General features: G+C 70.5%; 13 protein-coding genes. 6 read left to right on the top strand and 7 right to left on the bottom strand.

The genetic code is table 11. The features are described from left to right. Window positions 1–11 precede the first annotated feature (11 nt). From ACIBF7_RS05020 to ACIBF7_RS05035, 4 genes are all read right to left on the bottom strand, one after another. On the bottom strand, window positions 12–1526 hold the full coding sequence (locus ACIBF7_RS05020) for a protein kinase family protein (RefSeq protein WP_397196480.1): 1515 nt from the start codon (window positions 1524–1526) through the stop codon (window positions 12–14). 167 nt (window positions 1527–1693) lie between these two features. Then, on the bottom strand, window positions 1694–3301 hold the full coding sequence (murJ, locus tag ACIBF7_RS05025; RefSeq protein ID WP_397196481.1) for a murein biosynthesis integral membrane protein MurJ: 1608 nt from the start codon (window positions 3299–3301) through the stop codon (window positions 1694–1696). Beyond that, the gene (locus ACIBF7_RS05030; RefSeq protein ID WP_397196482.1) at window positions 3298–5445 is read right to left on the bottom strand and encodes a DUF6049 family protein; all 2148 of its coding nucleotides are present in this window, start codon (window positions 5443–5445) and stop codon (window positions 3298–3300) included. The genes murJ and ACIBF7_RS05030 overlap by 4 nt, the downstream gene beginning before the upstream one ends. 47 nt (window positions 5446–5492) lie before the next feature. Continuing rightward, entirely contained in the window at window positions 5493–6017 is a 525-nt protein-coding gene (locus ACIBF7_RS05035) for an aminoacyl-tRNA deacylase (protein ID WP_271276836.1), read from the bottom strand. Between the two features lie 146 nt (window positions 6018–6163). Between ACIBF7_RS05035 and ACIBF7_RS05040 the strand changes: the two genes are divergently transcribed. After that, window positions 6164–7567 (top strand): CCA tRNA nucleotidyltransferase, encoded by a 1404-nt coding sequence (locus ACIBF7_RS05040; RefSeq protein ID WP_397196483.1) that lies wholly within the window; start codon window positions 6164–6166, stop codon window positions 7565–7567. Here the strand turns inward: ACIBF7_RS05040 and ACIBF7_RS05045 are convergent. Then, window positions 7557–8843 (bottom strand): MFS transporter, encoded by a 1287-nt coding sequence (locus tag ACIBF7_RS05045; RefSeq protein ID WP_219549781.1) that lies wholly within the window; start codon window positions 8841–8843, stop codon window positions 7557–7559. The genes ACIBF7_RS05040 and ACIBF7_RS05045 overlap by 11 nt on opposite strands. A 107-nt stretch (window positions 8844–8950) precedes the next feature. Here ACIBF7_RS05045 and idi point away from each other — a divergent pair, with 107 nt between their 5' ends. Further along, the gene (gene idi / locus ACIBF7_RS05050; RefSeq protein WP_148035951.1) at window positions 8951–9547 is read left to right on the top strand and encodes an isopentenyl-diphosphate Delta-isomerase; all 597 of its coding nucleotides are present in this window, start codon (window positions 8951–8953) and stop codon (window positions 9545–9547) included. Between the two features lie 49 nt (window positions 9548–9596). Here idi and ACIBF7_RS05055 read toward each other — a convergent pair whose 3' ends face one another. Then, window positions 9597–10676 carry an inositol-3-phosphate synthase gene (locus ACIBF7_RS05055; protein ID WP_148035952.1) on the bottom strand — a complete coding sequence of 360 codons (1080 nt, stop codon included), beginning with the start codon at window positions 10674–10676 and terminating at the stop codon, window positions 9597–9599. 13 nt (window positions 10677–10689) lie between these two features. Further along, window positions 10690–11277 (bottom strand): PadR family transcriptional regulator, encoded by a 588-nt coding sequence (locus ACIBF7_RS05060; RefSeq protein WP_364233918.1) that lies wholly within the window; start codon window positions 11275–11277, stop codon window positions 10690–10692. 133 nt (window positions 11278–11410) lie between these two features. On the opposite strand from ACIBF7_RS05060, the gene ACIBF7_RS05065 reads away from it, so the two are divergent. The 4 genes from ACIBF7_RS05065 (at window position 11411) to ACIBF7_RS05080 (ending at window position 16994) form a co-directional block, all read left to right on the top strand. Beyond that, window positions 11411–11797, top strand: a complete 387-nt coding sequence (locus tag ACIBF7_RS05065; RefSeq protein ID WP_148035954.1) for a DUF5318 family protein — start codon at window positions 11411–11413, stop codon at window positions 11795–11797. Between the two features lie 153 nt (window positions 11798–11950). Further along, the gene (locus ACIBF7_RS05070; protein ID WP_397196484.1) at window positions 11951–14611 is read left to right on the top strand and encodes a transglycosylase domain-containing protein; all 2661 of its coding nucleotides are present in this window, start codon (window positions 11951–11953) and stop codon (window positions 14609–14611) included. Next, window positions 14608–15933 carry a glycosyltransferase family 87 protein gene (locus ACIBF7_RS05075; protein ID WP_271279305.1) on the top strand — a complete coding sequence of 442 codons (1326 nt, stop codon included), beginning with the start codon at window positions 14608–14610 and terminating at the stop codon, window positions 15931–15933. The genes ACIBF7_RS05070 and ACIBF7_RS05075 overlap by 4 nt, the downstream gene beginning before the upstream one ends. Further along, window positions 15930–16994 (top strand): mannosyltransferase family protein, encoded by a 1065-nt coding sequence (locus ACIBF7_RS05080; RefSeq protein WP_397196485.1) that lies wholly within the window; start codon window positions 15930–15932, stop codon window positions 16992–16994. The genes ACIBF7_RS05075 and ACIBF7_RS05080 overlap by 4 nt, the downstream gene beginning before the upstream one ends. Window positions 16995–17016 lie beyond the last annotated feature (22 nt).

Genomic DNA, 17016 nt, shown 5'->3' on the forward strand with positions numbered 1-17016 from the left:
GGGATTCCTGGTTATGCCGATCCTGGAGAGTGCACGACTACTTCATAGATGGTGCCATGAAACTTGCCCGCGTCCGCCGGAAGACGGGTAAACCAGATCAAAACGTACTGCCCGCTGGCAGTCTGCTCCGGCTTGAAGGTCGTCTTGCCGGAGGCGCCCTTCACCCGGGCGACGGTCTTGAGCGACGACAGGTCGGCCTGGTCGCCGACCTTGAGCTCGACGGTCGCGCCGGGGGCCTCGCCCAGCGTAGCCACCACGTCGCTGATCTGCATGGACTTGCCCATGTCGAGGAGCAGGCCCACCCCGTCCTTGAGATTGCCCAGCGCGGCGCTGTTGTAGTTGTCGGTCTTCCAGAACGTGCTGGGCTTGCCGTCGATGGTAAGGGCCGCCAGCTCGGCCTTCTCCTCCTGGTCGCCGAGTGGGTCGAACCCGGTCGCCTTCTCGGCCTTGACCGCCTGCGCCTGGGCGGGCGGCGACGTGGTGGCGGTGGTCGGCGTGGGCTGCGCCTCCTGGCCGTCGGGGCTGCCGAGGCTCCGGCCGATCGTCCAGGCGCCGACGCCCACCGCGACGATCACCAGCAGCACGACCGCGGTCATCAGCGCCCGGTTGAGCACGTTGCCGCCGCCCTGCGGCCCGGTCTGGACGGCCGGCTGGAGGTGCTGCGGCGCCGTGAGCCTGCGCCGGTCGGTGTCGAGGCCCTCACTGGGGGAGGCCGACGTCGTCACCGACGGCGCGGATCCGTACGGGATCGAGATCGGCATCGGCCTGGCCACGTCGGCGAGCGCCTCGGCGATCTCGGCGGGGCTGGACAGCGCGCCCTGCCCCCGGCGCGACTCGGGAAGGCAGGCCCGGATCGTGACCGTATCGAGATAACCGGGCACGCCGGCGGTCACCTGGCGGGGGGTGCAGAAGTGGCCGTCGGTCATCGGCGCGGCCGGGAGCGTGCCCTCTTCCTCGTCGCCGGGCCAGTGGCCGGTCAGCCCCGCGTACAACAGGCGGCCGAGGCCCTCGGCGTCGTCGAGCCCGGGCTGGTCGGTGGTCAGTCCGTAGAGCGCCGAGTCGACGGCCACGCCCAGCACCTTGACCGTGTTTCCGGTGGTCCACACCAGGTTGCCGGGGCGCAGGCACAGGTGGTAGAGGCCGGCCTCGTGGGCGTGCGCGAGCGCCTCGGCGGCCTCGGCCACCAGCCCTGCGGCCCGCTCGGGATCCAGGGGACCGGAAGAGAGCAGGTCGGCGAGGGTGTCGCCGGTCACCCACTCGCTGACGACGTAAGCGCGATCGGCGTCCTGGGCGGCGTCGAACACCTGGGTGAGTCGGGGGTCGGTGAGCCTGCTCGCGGCCCGGGCGGCGGTGACGACCTCCTGCACGCGCGGGAAGTCGGGCGCGAAGGTCAGCACCGCGACGGGGCGGGCGAGGATCTCGTCGATGGCCTTCCAGTAGGTGGCGCCGTCGGATTCGCTGACCCGGTCCTCCAGCCGGAACCGGTCGGAGAGGCGGGTGCCGGGCTCGATCGCCGATGTGCTCACTGGCTCACCTCGCTCGCCCGATCATCCCTGGTCACGGCTCGACGTGCCTGCCTGGCGGTGTCCTGCGCAGGCACGCTATGCCGGATGGATCCGCCCACGCCCCTCCTGCTTCCATTCGCGCGTGTCGGCACCATGCTAGTGCCCGAGCCGGTTGCTCCCCGCGCTCTTTAGCGGCGTACCCGCCCGGCGACCATCCCAACGACCGAGCTGACCTCGGGAATGCGCGCGCGGTGGGCGACCCACAGGTAAAGGATCATCCCCAGCCCGCCGCCGACGGCCAAAGTGATCACCGAGTCGAGGAAGCCGGGCATCCCGAAGATCTCCTGCATGCTCCACACGGTGGCCAGGGCCAGCACCGCCGTGGGCAGGGCGGCGAGATACATCCTGGTCATCGACATGCAGACCTGCCAGCCGCCCAGCCCCCCGACCCGGCGGGAGGCCAGCACCCAGGCCAGCAGCGCGCCGAGCGCGTAGGCGATCGCGTAGGCCAGGGCCAGCCCCATGACCGCGTAGCGGGCCGGCAGCAGGTTGTAGAGCAGCACCATCAGCGCGGCGTTGACGGCGGTGGTGCCGGCGCCGACGAAGACGGGCGTGCGGGTGTCGCCGAAGCTGTAGAAGACCCGCAACAGCAGCTGGAAGACCGCGAACGGCACCAGCGCGAGGCCGTAGACCTGCAGCACGTTGCCGATGTAGACGGCGTTGGCGACGGTGTTGGCGCCGTGGCCGTAGAGCGGCACGGCGATCGCCGGCCCGAGCACCATGAGCAGCAGCGACACCGGCACCATCACCGCCCCGATGAGCCGCACGCTGGAGCCGAACTCGGACCGCACCTGGTCGAAGCGCCCTTCGGCCACGGCCCGGCTCATCCTGGGCAGCATCGCGGTGATCACCGAGACGCCGACGACCCCGTACGGAAGTTGGAAGAGCTGGAAGGCCAGGGTGTACGGGGAGACGCCGTGACCGCTGACCACGTCGCCGGCCGCGCTGGCGAGGTTGGTGGTGAGCAGGAACCCGAGCTGCGTGACGACCACGTAGCCGATGGTCCAGACGCCCATCTTGGCCATCTCGCCGAGGCGGGCGTTGCGCAGGTCGAAGCGGGCGACGAAGCGGAACCCGGCCCGCTTCAGCGCGATCACCAGCACCGTCGCCTGGGCCACGATGCCGGCCGTGGTGCCGAGGCCGAGCAGGGCCAGCTCGCCGTTGGTGACGGCGTCGACGTCGGAACCGTTGGAGACGATGATCGCGTAGGCGACCATGACGCAGATGACGACCAGGTTGTTGACCACCGGCGCCCACATCGGGGCGGCGAACCGGTCACGGGTGTTGAGGATCGCCCCGGCCACCGCGCCGATGCCGAAGAAGGCGAGCTGCGGCAGGATGAACTGGGCCAGCCGCACCGCCACCTCGAACTGGCGCTCCCCGCGGTCCCAGTCGGTGTAGAGGTCGATGATCATCGGGGCGGCCAGCACCGCCAGCGCGGCCACGACGATGAGCGCGATGGTGGCGAGCGTCAGCAACCGCTGCTCGTAGGCGCGGCCGCCGTCGGCGTCGCGCTGCTGGGCCTTGACGATCATCGGCACCACGACGCTGCTGAGCACGCCGAGCAGCAGCAGGTCGAGGATGCTGTAGGGGATGGCGTAGGCGACGTTGTAGGCGTCGCCCAGCGCGGCCGTGCCGATGGCGTAGGCCAGCACCATGGTGCGGACGAACCCGGTGACGCGCGAAACCATCGTGCCGGCGGCCATGATGGCGCTGGCACGCAGCAGGCGGCTCATATGGCCTCACTCTCACGTGTCCGGGCCGCCCGTGCGACCCGCCGCTGCGACCTGCGCCGGAGTATCCGGGTGACCACCGCCGCCAGCATGACGGTCAGCGCGCCGCCCACGATGACCAGGGCGATGCCGGTGTAGCCGGTGGTGCGCACGATCAGTTTGACCGGCTCGCCGTAGGCCCGGCCGTCGGCGGTGCGCAGCTGGACGGTCACCGAGGCGTCGCCGCCGCCGGAGGAGGTCACGGTCATGGGGATCTGGACGGTGCCGCTCTGCTCGCCGTCGATCTGCAGCGGCTCCAGCTGCGGGAGATGGGTTTCGAGCAGGCCCGGGTCGTCGGACTTGACGTCGACGTACAGCGAGACGGGGGTGCTCAGCTCGTTCTTCACGCTGATCGGGACCTCGCCGTCGCTGCCCGCGAGGGTGCGCGGCTGGTCGGGGCCGGCGCCGGTGATCGACACCTTCCCGATGCGGTCCTTGACCGCCTCGCTCACCTGCTCGGTGACGGCGCGCCCGGCCTTGGTGTCGCCGCGCCAGGCGGAGGAGGCGAGCCTGAGCACCGCGGCGTCGAAGGACGACTGCTGCTGGCCGGTGACCTCCGCGGCCAGCTGGGCCTGCGCGGCGACCTCGCGGACCGGCTCCAGGTACTTGCCGCTGAGCTCCTGCTTGCGGTCGCGGTCGGAGTAGGTCAGCCCGGCGCGCGGGACCCGGTCGCGGGGCACCTTGATCGAGTCGAGCGGGGTGAGCGACAGCCACGGGAGCTTGCCCGCGGTCTTCAGCAGCGTCGAGACGAGCGTCGGGCTGGGGTTCCAGCGCCGGGACGGGGCCATGACGAGGGAACGCGCGCGGGTCTGGCCCGGCTCGACGGAGATCATCGCGGTCTCGGCGATGAACCGCTGCCTGCTCAGCAGGATCGCGCCGCGGGTGCCGGGGGTGGGTTCGAGCACGTGGCTCAGCTCGGCGTCGGCCACCAGCGCGGTGACGGGGCCCATGACGGTGTCGAGCGTGGTGGCGGCGTCGGGGGTGACGGCGGGGAGCACGGTCGCCGCGGAGGCGGCCTGCTGGGTCGGCAGGCTGGCCGGGTCGAGCAGGACCTTGCCGACCCGGGTGGCGCCGGGCGCGCCGACGGCGAGCAGGTCGAGCGCGTCGGCGTCGAGCATGCCGCCGACCGGCCAGTAGGTCGAGGTCGACACGTCGCTCTTGATGAGCGCGGCCTTCTTCGCGGCCAGCTCCAGCGCGCGCCCCGGCTGCCGGTCGAGGCCCCGGTGGGCCAGCGCGGTCACGTCGGGGTCGGCGTACGGGGTGGCGATGACGGGATTGTCGGCCAGCGCCGCGCGCATCCCGACGAGCCACTGGGAGGCCGCGGCGTCGGCGGGCCGCTCCTCGGGCTTGCCGTCGCCGGTCTTGACCCGGAACGGCTTGGTCATGGCCTGGACGTCGTCGAAGAGCGCCGGGTCGACGACCCAGGTCACGCTGGGCGGCGCGATCTCGGCGATGCGCGCCAGGTCGGCCAGCCGGCCCTTGCCGGTGAGCTCGGCGCCCAGCTCGTCGTCGACGAACGTGCCGTCGTCGGACCGGCGCGGCTGGTCGATCACGGGCAGCACGAGCGCCAGCCGGTTGCGCACCGGCTGCTGCTGGCCGGTCGCGGGCGCGTACGTGAGGAAGGTGCGCTGGGAGGCGAGCTGCACGGCGTCCCACTGCACCACCTCGACGGCGAGCGGGTAGGCGCCGAACGAGGTCAGCCCGAACTGCGCGGGCGTCATGGTCAGCTCGAAGTCCTGGGAGGCGCTGGCGGCCAGCTCGGAGATGACCATGCTCGACTGGGTCGAGACGTTGGGCGGCTGGGTGGCCGTCGTGGTGTCGTCGGCGTAGGCGGCCATCGCGGCCCGGTCGGCGAAGCGCTGGGAGGAGTAGCGCACCCTGACCCGCAGGCCCGGCGTGGCGACGGAGCCGCTGTTGCGCACCGTGCCGGTGATCTTGATCTCGGTCGCCCGCTCGGTGGCGTAATCGGGCGTGACGGAGGTGAGGGTCAGGTCGATGCCCTGCCGCGCGGCGGCGCTCGCGGCAGCCGCGCCCGGCGCCGCCGCCACCGTGGAGGGGACGAGCAGCGCGGCCGAGAGCACGGCGAGCAGCGTGGCCTTCCGGATCACGCCTGCGCCCTGGCTGGATTACGACACACGCCCGCAATGGTACGGGCTCAGTGCCCCGGCGCGACCGCCTCCAGGCTTCCGCGGGGCTGCGGCACGCGGAGGTCGACGGTCTTCCCTGACACGAGTGTGAGCAGGTCGAGGGCGCGCATGCTGAGGACCGCGTGGCGTTCGCCGGTGGCGGAGAAGACCGGCTCGGTGTCGGCGCTCAGGCGGTCGTCGATGAACAGCGGCAGCTCTTCGGGCAGCAGCAGCGGGCCGACCAGCCCGGCCGCGTAGTCCGTGGCCCTGTTGACGACGTGCGCGCGCGCGAGGCGTACCGTACGGACACCGAGCAGGCCGCCGACGGCGGCCGGTCCCGGGGGAGTGGCGAGAGGGTGGACGACGGCGACGACGAACTCGCGCCCTATCCTCGGAGCGACCTCGAACACCGTGACCGTCACGCACCTCTCGGGCGCGGCGGAGATCGTCTCGGGAAGCTCGTCCGCGCAAGTGATGGGGCGCGGAAGGCGTACGATCTCATGGTGGACCTGGTGTGCGAGGAGCCAGCGGTGGATCGCGAGGGCGTCCTTCATGAGACCTCCTTGCCTCGTTCCATCGCGCCGTCGGTCCCCTGACCGAAGGTAACCCGGACCCGGTGTGGCTCGGGGGATATGTTCCGGAATCGAAGGACCTACCCAGCTTGTCCGACTCAAATCTGACCGAAACGCAGCAGCGGGCCATGCGTGACCTGTTCCGCAAGATCGCCCCCGTGGCCGACGAGCTCGGCCGCGTGTTCGCCGAGCACGGCCACGAGCTGGCCCTGGTCGGCGGCCCCGTGCGCGACCTCTTGCTCGGCCGTGTCGGCAAGGACCTCGACCTGACCACCGACGCGCGGCCCGAACGGGTGCTCGACATCGTGCGCGACTGGGCCGACTCCGTCTGGACGATCGGCATCGACTTCGGCACAGTCGGGTTGCGCAAAGGCGGCTGGCTGATCGAGATCACGACCTACCGCAGCGAGAGCTACGACCCCAAGTCGCGCAAACCCGAGGTCATGTACGGCGACACCCTGGACGCCGACCTGGAGCGCCGCGACTTCGCCGTCAACGCGATGGCGATACGGCTGCCCTCCAACGAGTTCGTCGACCCCTACGGCGGCCTGCCCGACCTGGCCGCCAAGCGGCTGCGCACCCCCGGCCCGCCGGAGCGCTCCTTCGGCGACGACCCGCTGCGCATGCTCCGCGCCGCCAGGTTCGCCTCGCAGCTCGGCTTCACCGTCGACCAGGCGGCGGTGACCGCGATGACGGAGATGGCCGGGCGCATCGAGATCGTCTCGGCCGAGCGGATCCGCGACGAGCTCGACAAGCTGGTCTGCGGCGCCCGCCCGCGCGACGGCCTGCGCCTGCTCGTCGACACCGGCCTGGCCGCCCACGTGCTGCCCGAGCTGCCCAAGCTGCGCCTGGAGATCGACGAGCACCACCGCCACAAGGACGTCTACGAGCACAGCCTGACCGTGCTCGACCAGGCGATCGCCCAGGAGGACGACGGCCAGCCCGACCGCATCCTGCGCTGGGCCGCCCTCCTGCACGACATCGGCAAGCCCAAGACCAGGCGTCACGAGCCCGGCGGCCGGGTGTCGTTCCACCACCACGAGGTCGTGGGCGCGCAGATGACGAAGAAGCGGATGACCGAGCTGCGCTTCCCCAAGGACGTCGTCGCCGACGTGTCGCGGCTGGTGGAGCTCCACCTGCGCTTCCACGGCTACGGCACCGGCGAGTGGACCGACAGCGCGGTGCGCCGCTACGTGCGCGACGCCGGCCACCTGCTGACCCGCCTCCACAAGCTGACCAGGGCCGACTGCACCACGCGCAACAAGCGCAAGGCGGCCGCCCTGTCGCGCACGTACGACCAGCTGGAGGAGCGCATCTCCCGGCTGGCCGAGGAGGAGGAGCTCGCCAAGATCCGCCCCGAGCTCGACGGCAACGAGATCCAGCGGGTGCTCGGCGTCGGCCCGGGGCCGGTGGTGGGCAAGGCCTACAAGTTCCTGCTCGACCTGCGGCTCGACAAAGGCGTGCTGGGCAAGGAGGAGGCCACGGCCGCGCTGCGCGACTGGGCCGAGGCCAACGACGTCGTCACGGGCTGACCGTCTCGCGCGTCCGGGTGATCATCCGGTAGGCCAGCGCGCTCGCCAGGTAGCCGGCCGTGATGATCACCACGGCGGCGTACGACTTGCCGTCGGGCGGCAGGATGGCCGCCGACAGGGCCGCCGCGAGCACGTACATGCCGTTGAAGAGCATGTCGTAGACGGAGAACGCGCGGCCGAGATAGACGTCGTCGAGGTCGCGCTGCACGGTCGTGTCGGCGCAGATCTTGACGCTCTGCCCAGCCAGGCCGAGCACGAACCCGGCCACCGGGAGCCCCCACTCCTGGAAGGGCACCACGAGCACGCCCGCGAGCACGCCCGCGGACGTCAGCGCGATCGGCACCCACCGGGTGATGGTGAACCACTCGGTCGCGTACGGGGTGATGATCACGGCGAGGAAGTAGCCGACGCCGGAGGTGGCCACCACGAGGCTGACCCCGTTCAGCGCCGCCTCCGGATCGCCGTCGGTGAAGTAGTAGCGGTAGAGGATGATGCCCAGCGCGGTCGCCATGCCGTAGAAGAACCGGTGCGCGGCCATCGCGCCCATCGTGGCGGCGGCGACCCGGTGTCCGACCAGGTGGCGGGCGCCGTCGGCGAGCCCGGCCACCACGTTGCGCAGCGCCTCGCGCGTCTGCGGCCGGTCGGGGTCGTGGGAGGGGCCGAGCAGTGAGCGCTCCATCGTGCGCGCGATCAGGGCGCTGAGCCCGAACACCACGCCGGAGGTCGCCAGGAGCCACGCCACCCCCGTGTCGCCGATGCCGAACAGCTCGCGCAGCAGGAACCCGGCGCCCACGCCGACGAAGGTGACGACGGTCCCGGAGGTCGGGGTGACCGCGTTGGCGGCCATCAGCTGGTCTCTCGGCACCACGTGCGGCAGCGAGGCGCCCAGCGCCGCCAGGAAGAACCGGTTGACGCCCAGCACGGCGAGCGCCGCCATGTAGAAGACGGGGTCGGGCACGTCGGCCGCCACCAGGGCGGCCGCGCCGAGCAGCAGCGCGCCGCGCACGATCGGCGCGATCATCAGGATCTGCCGTCGCGACCACCGGTCGATGAACACCCCGACGAACGGCCCGAGCACGCTGTAAGGCAACAGCAGCACCGCCAGACCGGCCGCGACGCCCAGGGCGGTGGTCTGGCTCTCCGGGTTGAAGAAGGCGAACCCGAGTACGCCGAACTGGAAGATCCCGTCGGAGAACTGGGAGACCAGTCTCGTGCCGAAAAGCCGCCGGAAATCCCGGCCTCGGAGGACCACGCGCAGATCGGCGACGAATGACACCCCGCCAGCCTAGCCCTGAGCCTGTGATGCACGGGGACACAAGAGGTTGGCGCATCAGGTGGGCGAACGGGTTCAGGGGAAGCACGTGATCACATACGCTTCATAGCGTGACGACTGTGGAACACGTGGTACTCGTTGACGGCTCCGGCCACGCGCTCGGCACCGCGCCCAAGCTGTCCGTGCACGGCCGGGAGACTCCGCTGCACCTGGCCTTCTCCAGCTACGCCTTCGACCGCGACGGCCGCGTGCTGCTGACCAGGCGCGCCGGCCACAAGCTCACCTGGCCGGGGGTGTGGACCAACAGCTGCTGCGGCCATCCGCTGCCGGGCGAGCGGCTCGACCAGGCGGTCCTGCGCCGGCTCTCCTTCGAGCTGGGCCTGTCCGTCGAGCGGGCCGACCTGGTGCTGCCCGGCTTCTCCTACCGCGCGGTCATGGGCAACGGCATCGTCGAGCACGAGCTGTGCCCCGTCTACCGCGTGCTGGTCGACGGCTCCGCCAGCCCCAACCCCGACGAGGTGGGGGAGACGAGGTGGATGCCGTGGCCCGAGTTCGCCGAGGGCGTGCTCAGCGAGCTGATCTCCATCTCGCCGTGGTGCCGCGAGCAGATGCCGCTGCTGTCGGCGCTCGGCCCCGACCCGCTCCAGTGGCCGACGGCCTCGGAGGACGAGCTGCCGCCCGCCGCGCGCCAGCCGTACGCCCCCTAGAAACGCGCCGCGGCGCCGCACGTGCCGTGCGGCGCCGCGAAGACCGGGGTCAGCGCTCGACCTCGCCGCGGATGAACTTCTCCACCTGCTCGCGGGCCTCGTCGTCGGAGTACTGCACGGGCGGCGACTTCATGAAGTACGAAGAAGCGCTCAGGATCGGGCCCCCGATGCCGCGGTCGAGGGCGATCTTGGCCGCGCGCACGGCGTCGATGATGATGCCGGCCGAGTTGGGAGAGTCCCAGACCTCGAGCTTGTACTCCAGGTTGAGCGGCGTGTCGCCGAACGAGCGGCCTTCGAGTCGCACGTAGGCCCACTTGCGGTCGTCGAGCCACGGCACGTGGTCGGACGGCCCGATGTGCACGTCGGCCTTGGCCATCTCGTGCGGGATCTGCGAGGTCACCGACTGCGTCTTGGAGATCTTCTTCGACTGGAGGCGCTTGCGCTCCAGCATGTTCATGAAGTCCATGTTGCCGCCGAAGTTGAGCTGGTAGGTGCGCAGCAGCTCGACCCCGCGGTCCTCGAACAACTTGGCCATGACGCGGTGCGTGATGGTGGCGCCGACCTGCGACTTGATGTCGTCGCCGACGATCGGCACGCCCGCTTCGGTGAACTTCTCCGCCCACTCGGGGTCGGAGGCGATGAACACGGGCAGCGCGTTGACGAAGCCCACCCCCGCCTCGATGGCGCACTGCGCGTAGAACCGGGCGGCGTCCTCGGAGCCCACGGGCAGATAGGAGACGAGTACGTCGACCCGGTTGTCGCGGAGCACCTGGACCACGTCGGCGGGAGTCTCGTCGGACTCCTCGATGATCTCGCTGTAGAACTCGCCCAGGCCGTCGTAGGTGTGGCCACGCTGGACGATCACCCCCGTCGGAGGCACATCAGTGATCTTGATCGTGTTGTTCTCGCTGGCGACGATCGCCTCCGACAGGTCGCGACCGACCTTCTTGGCGTCCACGTCGAAGGCCGCGACGAACTCGACGTCGCCCACGTGGTAGTCGCCGAACTTCACGTGCATCAAGCCCGGCACGCGCGCGGCCGGGTCGGCGTCCCTGTAGTAGTGAACGCCCTGGACCAGTGACGCCGCGCAGTTGCCGACACCGACAATGGCCACGCGAACCGAACCCATCGCACTCGCTCCCTTACTCATCACTTGATGTGGTGTCTGTTGCCGGGCCCCGCTCTGAGGCCCGTCTTTCCGTGGCGATCAGCTCGTTGAGCCAGCGCACCTCGCGCTCGACGGACTCGAGCCCGTGACGCTGGAGTTCGAGGGTGTAGCTGTCGAGCCGCTCCCTGGTGCGGGCCAGGGCGGTGCGCACGCTGTCGAGGCGCTCCTCCAGCCGGCTGCGCCGGCCTTCGAGGATGCGCAGGCGGACTTCGGCCTCGGTGTGGCGGAAGAACGCGAAGTGGACGCCGAAGCTCTCGTCCTCCCAGGCCGACGGGCCGGCCTGGGTGAGCAGCTCCTGCAGTCGCTCCTTGCCCTCCGCCGTGAGCTTATAGACGATCTTCGATCGGCCGCCCACGATCATGGCCTGGGCCGGTTGCTCCTCCGCGATGAGCCCCTGCTCCAGCAGAGAGCGCAGGCAGGGATACAGCGACCCGTAGGAGAACGCGCGGAACATGCCGAGTAGCGTGTTAAGCCGTTTGCGCAGCTCGTAGCCGTGAAGCGGCGTCTCGTGCAGCGACCCGAGCACGGCCAGTTCCAGCACCCTGCGTTGTCCGCCGGCCATGGGAACCGCCCTCCTCTCGCGTCGATGTATCGAGCCGATACATCCAGAGGATACGTCGCGCCGCTATATCGAGCAATTGACGACTTCCCCAAGTCGTTGGGATCAATCGGAAAAAAGCCGTAGTCTGGCGCCCATGTGGTCACAGCGAAGGGTGGTGGACTACGGGCTCGCCAAGCGGGCGGTCGTCCACGCCGTGCGCGCGGGGCGGACTCCGCCCGGCGACGTCTGCGACGCACAGCCGTACCTCCTCCGGGCGGCCCGCCACTTCGGCGAGCCGACCGATCGCCTCTGCCCGATGTGCGAGCGGGAGAACGTCACCAACGTGACCTATGTGTACGGGGACTCGCTCGGACGCCATGCCGGTCAGGCAAAGGTGACCTCAGACCTGACCGAGATGGCTCATGATTACGACGAGTTCCGGGTGTACGTGGTCGAGGTCTGCCAAGGTTGTTCCTGGAATCACCTGACGGTCTCGTTCGTCCTCGGGAACGGGCCGCCGGGCCTCGTCGGCCGGAGCTAGGGCAAACGGCCGCACGACAGAACCGAGGACGGCGAGGAGTCACGCCCCAATCCGCCGTGCTATCCGACGACGATGCGAGGACGCGTGAGTTACAGCAGCAACGAAGGGACGGCCCGCCCGGGGAGGCGCCGCCGCTCCGGCTCAACTCGTTCCGTGCCCCAGGAGCCGCCGCCGCAAACCGGCGAGTCCAGCTGGGGCGGGCCGCCCGCCCGTCGTCCCGAGGCCGCGTACGAGCAGACCGGCGCGATGGCCGCGCAGCCGTACAACGACCCGCCCACCCGCGCCAACCCGCGCTCGGCGCCGCCCGCCCAGCCGGGCGTGCCCGGTCCCGGTCAGCAGCCCAGCCGCCAGCCGAGCCCTCAGCCCGGCCCCCAGCCGGGTCAGCCCGGTCAGCAGCCGGGGGCTCCCGGCCAGCCCGGTCGCAGGCGCGCGGCCGGTTCCCGCCGCCGGGCTCCCGAGCAGGAGACCCGGGCCCGCAGCAACCAGGAGACGATGGTCAGCGACGCGCCCAGGCGCGCGCGCAGGAGCGGCGGCGGTCCCGGCGGCCCGTCGGAGCCGCCGGACGGCCCGCCGAAGGGCGGCGGCGACCGCCCCAAGTGGCGCAAGTTCCTGCCGAGCTGGAAGCTCGTCGTGGCCAGCTTCGTGGTGCTGTCCGCGGGCGTCTTCGGCATGATCGCGGTCGCGTACGCCAACACTCCCGTCCCCACCCAGGACCAGGTCCAGGACGGTGTGGAGGACCAGGAGAGCATCATCGTCGACCGGCACGGCACGGAGCTGGCCAGGCTCGGCACCAAGCGCATCCCGGTCACCTACGACCAGGTGCCGCGCGCGGTGCAGGACGCGGTCATCGCCGCCGAGAACGACACCTTCCGGGATGACTCCGGCATCTCCTTCAGCGGTATGGTCCGCTCCCTCTACAGCACGGTCAGCGGCCAGCAGGTGCAGGGCGCGTCCACCATCACCCAGCAGATGGCCCGCGCCTACTACGACGGCCTCTCCCAGGAGCGCACGATCCAGCGGAAGGTCAAGGAGATCTTCGTCGCGGTCAAGCTGAGCGACAAGATCTCCAAGGAGCAGATCCTGGAGCAGTACCTCAACACCATCTACTTCGGCCGCGGCGCCCACGGCATCGGCGCGGCAGCCGAGGCGTTCTTCGGCAAGAAGGTGGAGAAGCTCACACCCGAGCAGGGCGCCTACCTCGCCGGCCGCATCCAGAACCCGGACCGCTTCGACCGCGAGGAGAAGGCGGGCAACCTCGCCCCGACCGAGGAGCGCTACGACTACGCGCTCGGGCAGATGGCCAAGCTCGACCCGCAGGCGTACGGCGCACTCCCGGCCAAGTCGCCCACGGCGCCCAAGCGGACCAAGTACAAGCCGAAGAACCCGTTCAACGGCATCAAGGGCTACATGGTCCAGGTGGTCCTGGACGAGCTGGAGTCGCTGGACATCCCCAGGGAGGACGTCGAGAAGGGCGGCTACAGGATCAAGTCGTCGCTCGACCTCAAGCTCATGCGCGCCGCCAAGGCCGCGGTCGACAAGCACACCGGCAGCCTCGACCCGGAGATCAACACCACCCTGGCGGCCGTCGACCCGCGCAACGGGCAGGTCCTCGCCTTCTACGGCGGCGCCGACTACGCCAAGGACCAGTGGATCGACGCCTTCCAGTCGCAGAAGCAGGCCGCGTCGGCGTTCAAGCCGTACGTGCTGGCCGCCTGGCTGGACGCCGGCTACAGCCTGCGCAGCTACGTGCCCACCAAGGGCCCGGTCAAGCTGCCCGGCACCACCCCGATCGACAACGACCACCCGTTCAAGGCCCCGGGCGTCGACGTGGTGAGCGCCACGGCCAGCTCCGTCAACACCGCCTACGCCAAGATGGGGGAGAAGGTCGGCCTCGACAAGGTCATCGACATCGCGAGCAAGTCGGGCCTCAGCAAGAAGCGGCTCGAGGCCGCCATGGAGCAGCACCACTACCTGATCACCATCGGCAGCGGCACGGTGTCGGCGGTGGAGCAGGCGGGCGGCTACTCGATCTTCGCCAACCAGGGCAGGCACTACGACAACCACGTCGTCATCGAGGTGAAGGACAAGCACGGCGACACCGTGCTCACCGAGAAGAAGAGCTACGCCCAGGTCATCTCGCCGGAGGCCGCCGCCGACGCCGTCATCGCGCTGGAGGCCGTGGTCAAGCAGGGCACCGGCCGCAACGCCGCGCTCTACGACCGCCCGGTGGCCGGCAAGACCGGCACCAACAACGAGAACAAGGAAGCCTGGTTCGTCGGGTTCACGCCGCAGGTGTCGACCGCGGTCGGCATGTTCAGGCAGCAGTGCCGTACCGACAGCGGCAAGGTCGTCAAGCCGGTGAACGACAACTGCCCCTGGGCCCGCGGCAAGAGCAAGAAGTACACCATGGAGAACCCGTACTCCAGGCCGTACGAGATCCCGCTGGGCTCCGCGTTCCAGGGCGCCACCTACCCGGCGTCGATCTGGAAGACGTTCATGACCGAGGCCACCAAGGGCCAGAAGGTCGTGCCGTTCCCCGAGCGGGCCGACACCGGTGTCACCGAGGACCTCGTGCCCAAGCCGACCCCGACCCCGACGCCCACGGAGGACTCGCTGGAGCTCGACACCGGCGACCCGTTCGACAACGACCAGCAGGGCACCGAGCAGGACTGCGTCATCGGGCCGTGCTCCGACGACGACGGCAACGTGTCGGTCGACCCCAACCAGGACGACGAGATCCCCGTGGACGACGGCTTCATGGGCGGTAGCAGGAACGGGCCGGACTCCCCGCCGGGCAGGCGCGAGGAACGGTGACGGCGATACTGAGGCGCGGCCCGTCCATGGCGCGGGTCGTGCCGTATCTCCCCCTGGGGCTGTTCGCGGTCCTGGGGGCGACCCTTGCGTACGTGATGCGGCTGCCCTGTCGCAACGGCGGCTGGAACGACCAGACTGCCACGTACACCAACTTCTGCTACACCGACATCTACCCGCTCTACTTCGACCGGCAGCTCGCGACCCAGAACCCCTACTTCGCCGACGTCCCGTTCGACAAGCACGTCGAGTACCCCGTGGTGCTCGGCGAGGTGATGCAGGTCATCGCCTGGATCGTGCGGTGGCTGGAGCAGGACGTCGCGGCGCAGGCGGCGCGCTTCTACGACATCACGGTCGTGCTGATGGGCCTCTCCTTGGTGGCCGGCGTGCTGCTGATGGCCGCCGCCGCCGGGCCGACCCGCCGCTGGGACGCCGTCTGGTACGCGCTCGCGCCCGCGGTCGTGCTGGCCGCCTACATCAACTGGGACCTCGTCGCCGGCGCGCTGTCCATGGGCATGCTCCTGGCCTGGGCGCGCAAGCGGCAGGTGCTGGCCGGCGTGCTGCTGGGGCTGGCCATCGCCACAAAGTTCTACCCGCTGATGTTCGTGGGGGCGTTGTTCCTGCTCACCTGGCGTACGGGGCGATGGCGGCCGTTCCTGGTCACCATGGCTTACGCCGCCGGCGTGTGGCTCGCGGTCAACCTGCCCTTCATGGTCTTCGCCTGGGACGGCTGGCGCCGGTTCTACGTCTTCTCCCAGGAGCGCGGCGTCGACTGGGGATCGCCGTGGCTGTTCTTCCACAACAAGGGCTGGCCGATCCTGGGCGAGACCGACGTCAGCACGCTCGGCATGGTGTCGCTGGCGCTGCTCTGCCTGGGCATCGCGGTGCTCACGCTGACCTCGCCGCGCCGGCCCCGGCTGGCGCAGATCTGCTTCCTGGCGCTGGCCGCGTTCATGATGACGAACAAGGTGTGGTCGCCGCAGTTCGTGCTGTGGCTGGTGCCGCTCGCGGTGCTCGCCAGGCCGAACTGGAAGCCGCTGGCGCTGTGGCAGGTGGCCGAGGTCTGGTACTTCTTCGCGATCTGGCTCTACCTGCTCAACCAGGCGCCGCTCTCCCGGACCGACCTGGGCATCGGGGACGACACGTACTTCACCGCCGTGTGGGGACGGGTCATCACCATCGGGATCATGATGGCGTTCGTGGTACGCGACATCCTGCGCCCGGACAAGGACCTGGTGCGCCAGGGAGGTGTGGACGACCAGATCGGCGGGGTTTTCGACGAGGCGCCTGACCGGTTCACGCTGCGGAGCCTCGCCTTCCGATGATCACCCGCTCGGCCGGCCGGGACGCGCTGCTGATCTGGTTCGGCTCGCGGATCGGCCTGCTCGTGACGACGCTGCTGGGCGTGTCGCTGCACGAGTATCTCGGCCGGTGGGAGCGGTGGGACGCGCACCTGTTCGTCACCATTGCGCGCTTCGGCTACGACGGCGACCCGGCCCGGCCGGCCGACGACGGGCTGCCCGCCTTCTTCCCTGGCCTGCCGGCGGCGCTGCGCCTGGTGCACCTGGTGGTGCCCGACTGGTCGGCGGCCGGGCTGATCGTCTCGCTCGTCGCCGGGGCGGTGGCCATGGTGGCGCTGGCCAGGCTGGCCGAGCACGAGGGCGCGCAGGGCTGGATGGCGGTGCTGGGGCTGGTGCTCTTCCCCGCCGCCGTGTTCCTGAGCGCCGGCTACAGCGAGTCGTTGTTCCTGGCCTTCGCGATCCCCGCCTGGCTGGCCGCCCGGCAGGGCCGCTGGCCGGCGGCCGCGGCCCTCGCCGCCGGCGCCTCGTGCGTACGCATCACCGGGCTGTTCCTGGCCGCGGCGCTGATCGCGGAGTTCGCCCTGAGCGGGGCCCCGCTGCGCCGCGCGCCGTGGCTGGCCGTGCCGTTCCTGCCGCTGGCCGGCTACTCCTTCTACCACTACACCCGTACCGGCGACTGGCTGGCGTGGAAGCACGCGCAGGAGGCCGGCTGGGGGCGCGAGATGGTGTGGCCCTGGGACGCCTGGGCGGTCACCTGGAACAACGCGATGGGCGGCGGCGACATGGCGCCGGCCTTCCGGATGGAGATCGCCGGCGCCGTGGTGGCGGTGATCGGGCTGATCTGGTTGCTGGTGCTGCGCAGGTGGAGCGAGGCCGTCTACACGGGGCTGCAGGCGGCCGCGCTCATGACCTCGGCGTACTACCTGTCGGTGCCGCGCTCGCTGCTGCTGTGGTTTCCGCTCTGGGTGGCGCTGGCCCTGCTCGCCACCAGGAGACGGTGGGTGATCGTGGCGTACGCGCTGGTCTCGGGGCCGCTGATGGTGCTGAACACGGCCCGGTTCCTGGAAGGCGCCTGGGCGGGCTGATCTCTATACCCGTTAGACGGCA

Source organism: Nonomuraea sp. NPDC050478 (assembly GCF_044458265.1).
Taxonomy (GTDB): Bacteria; Actinomycetota; Actinomycetes; order Streptosporangiales; family Streptosporangiaceae; genus Nonomuraea; species Nonomuraea ferruginea.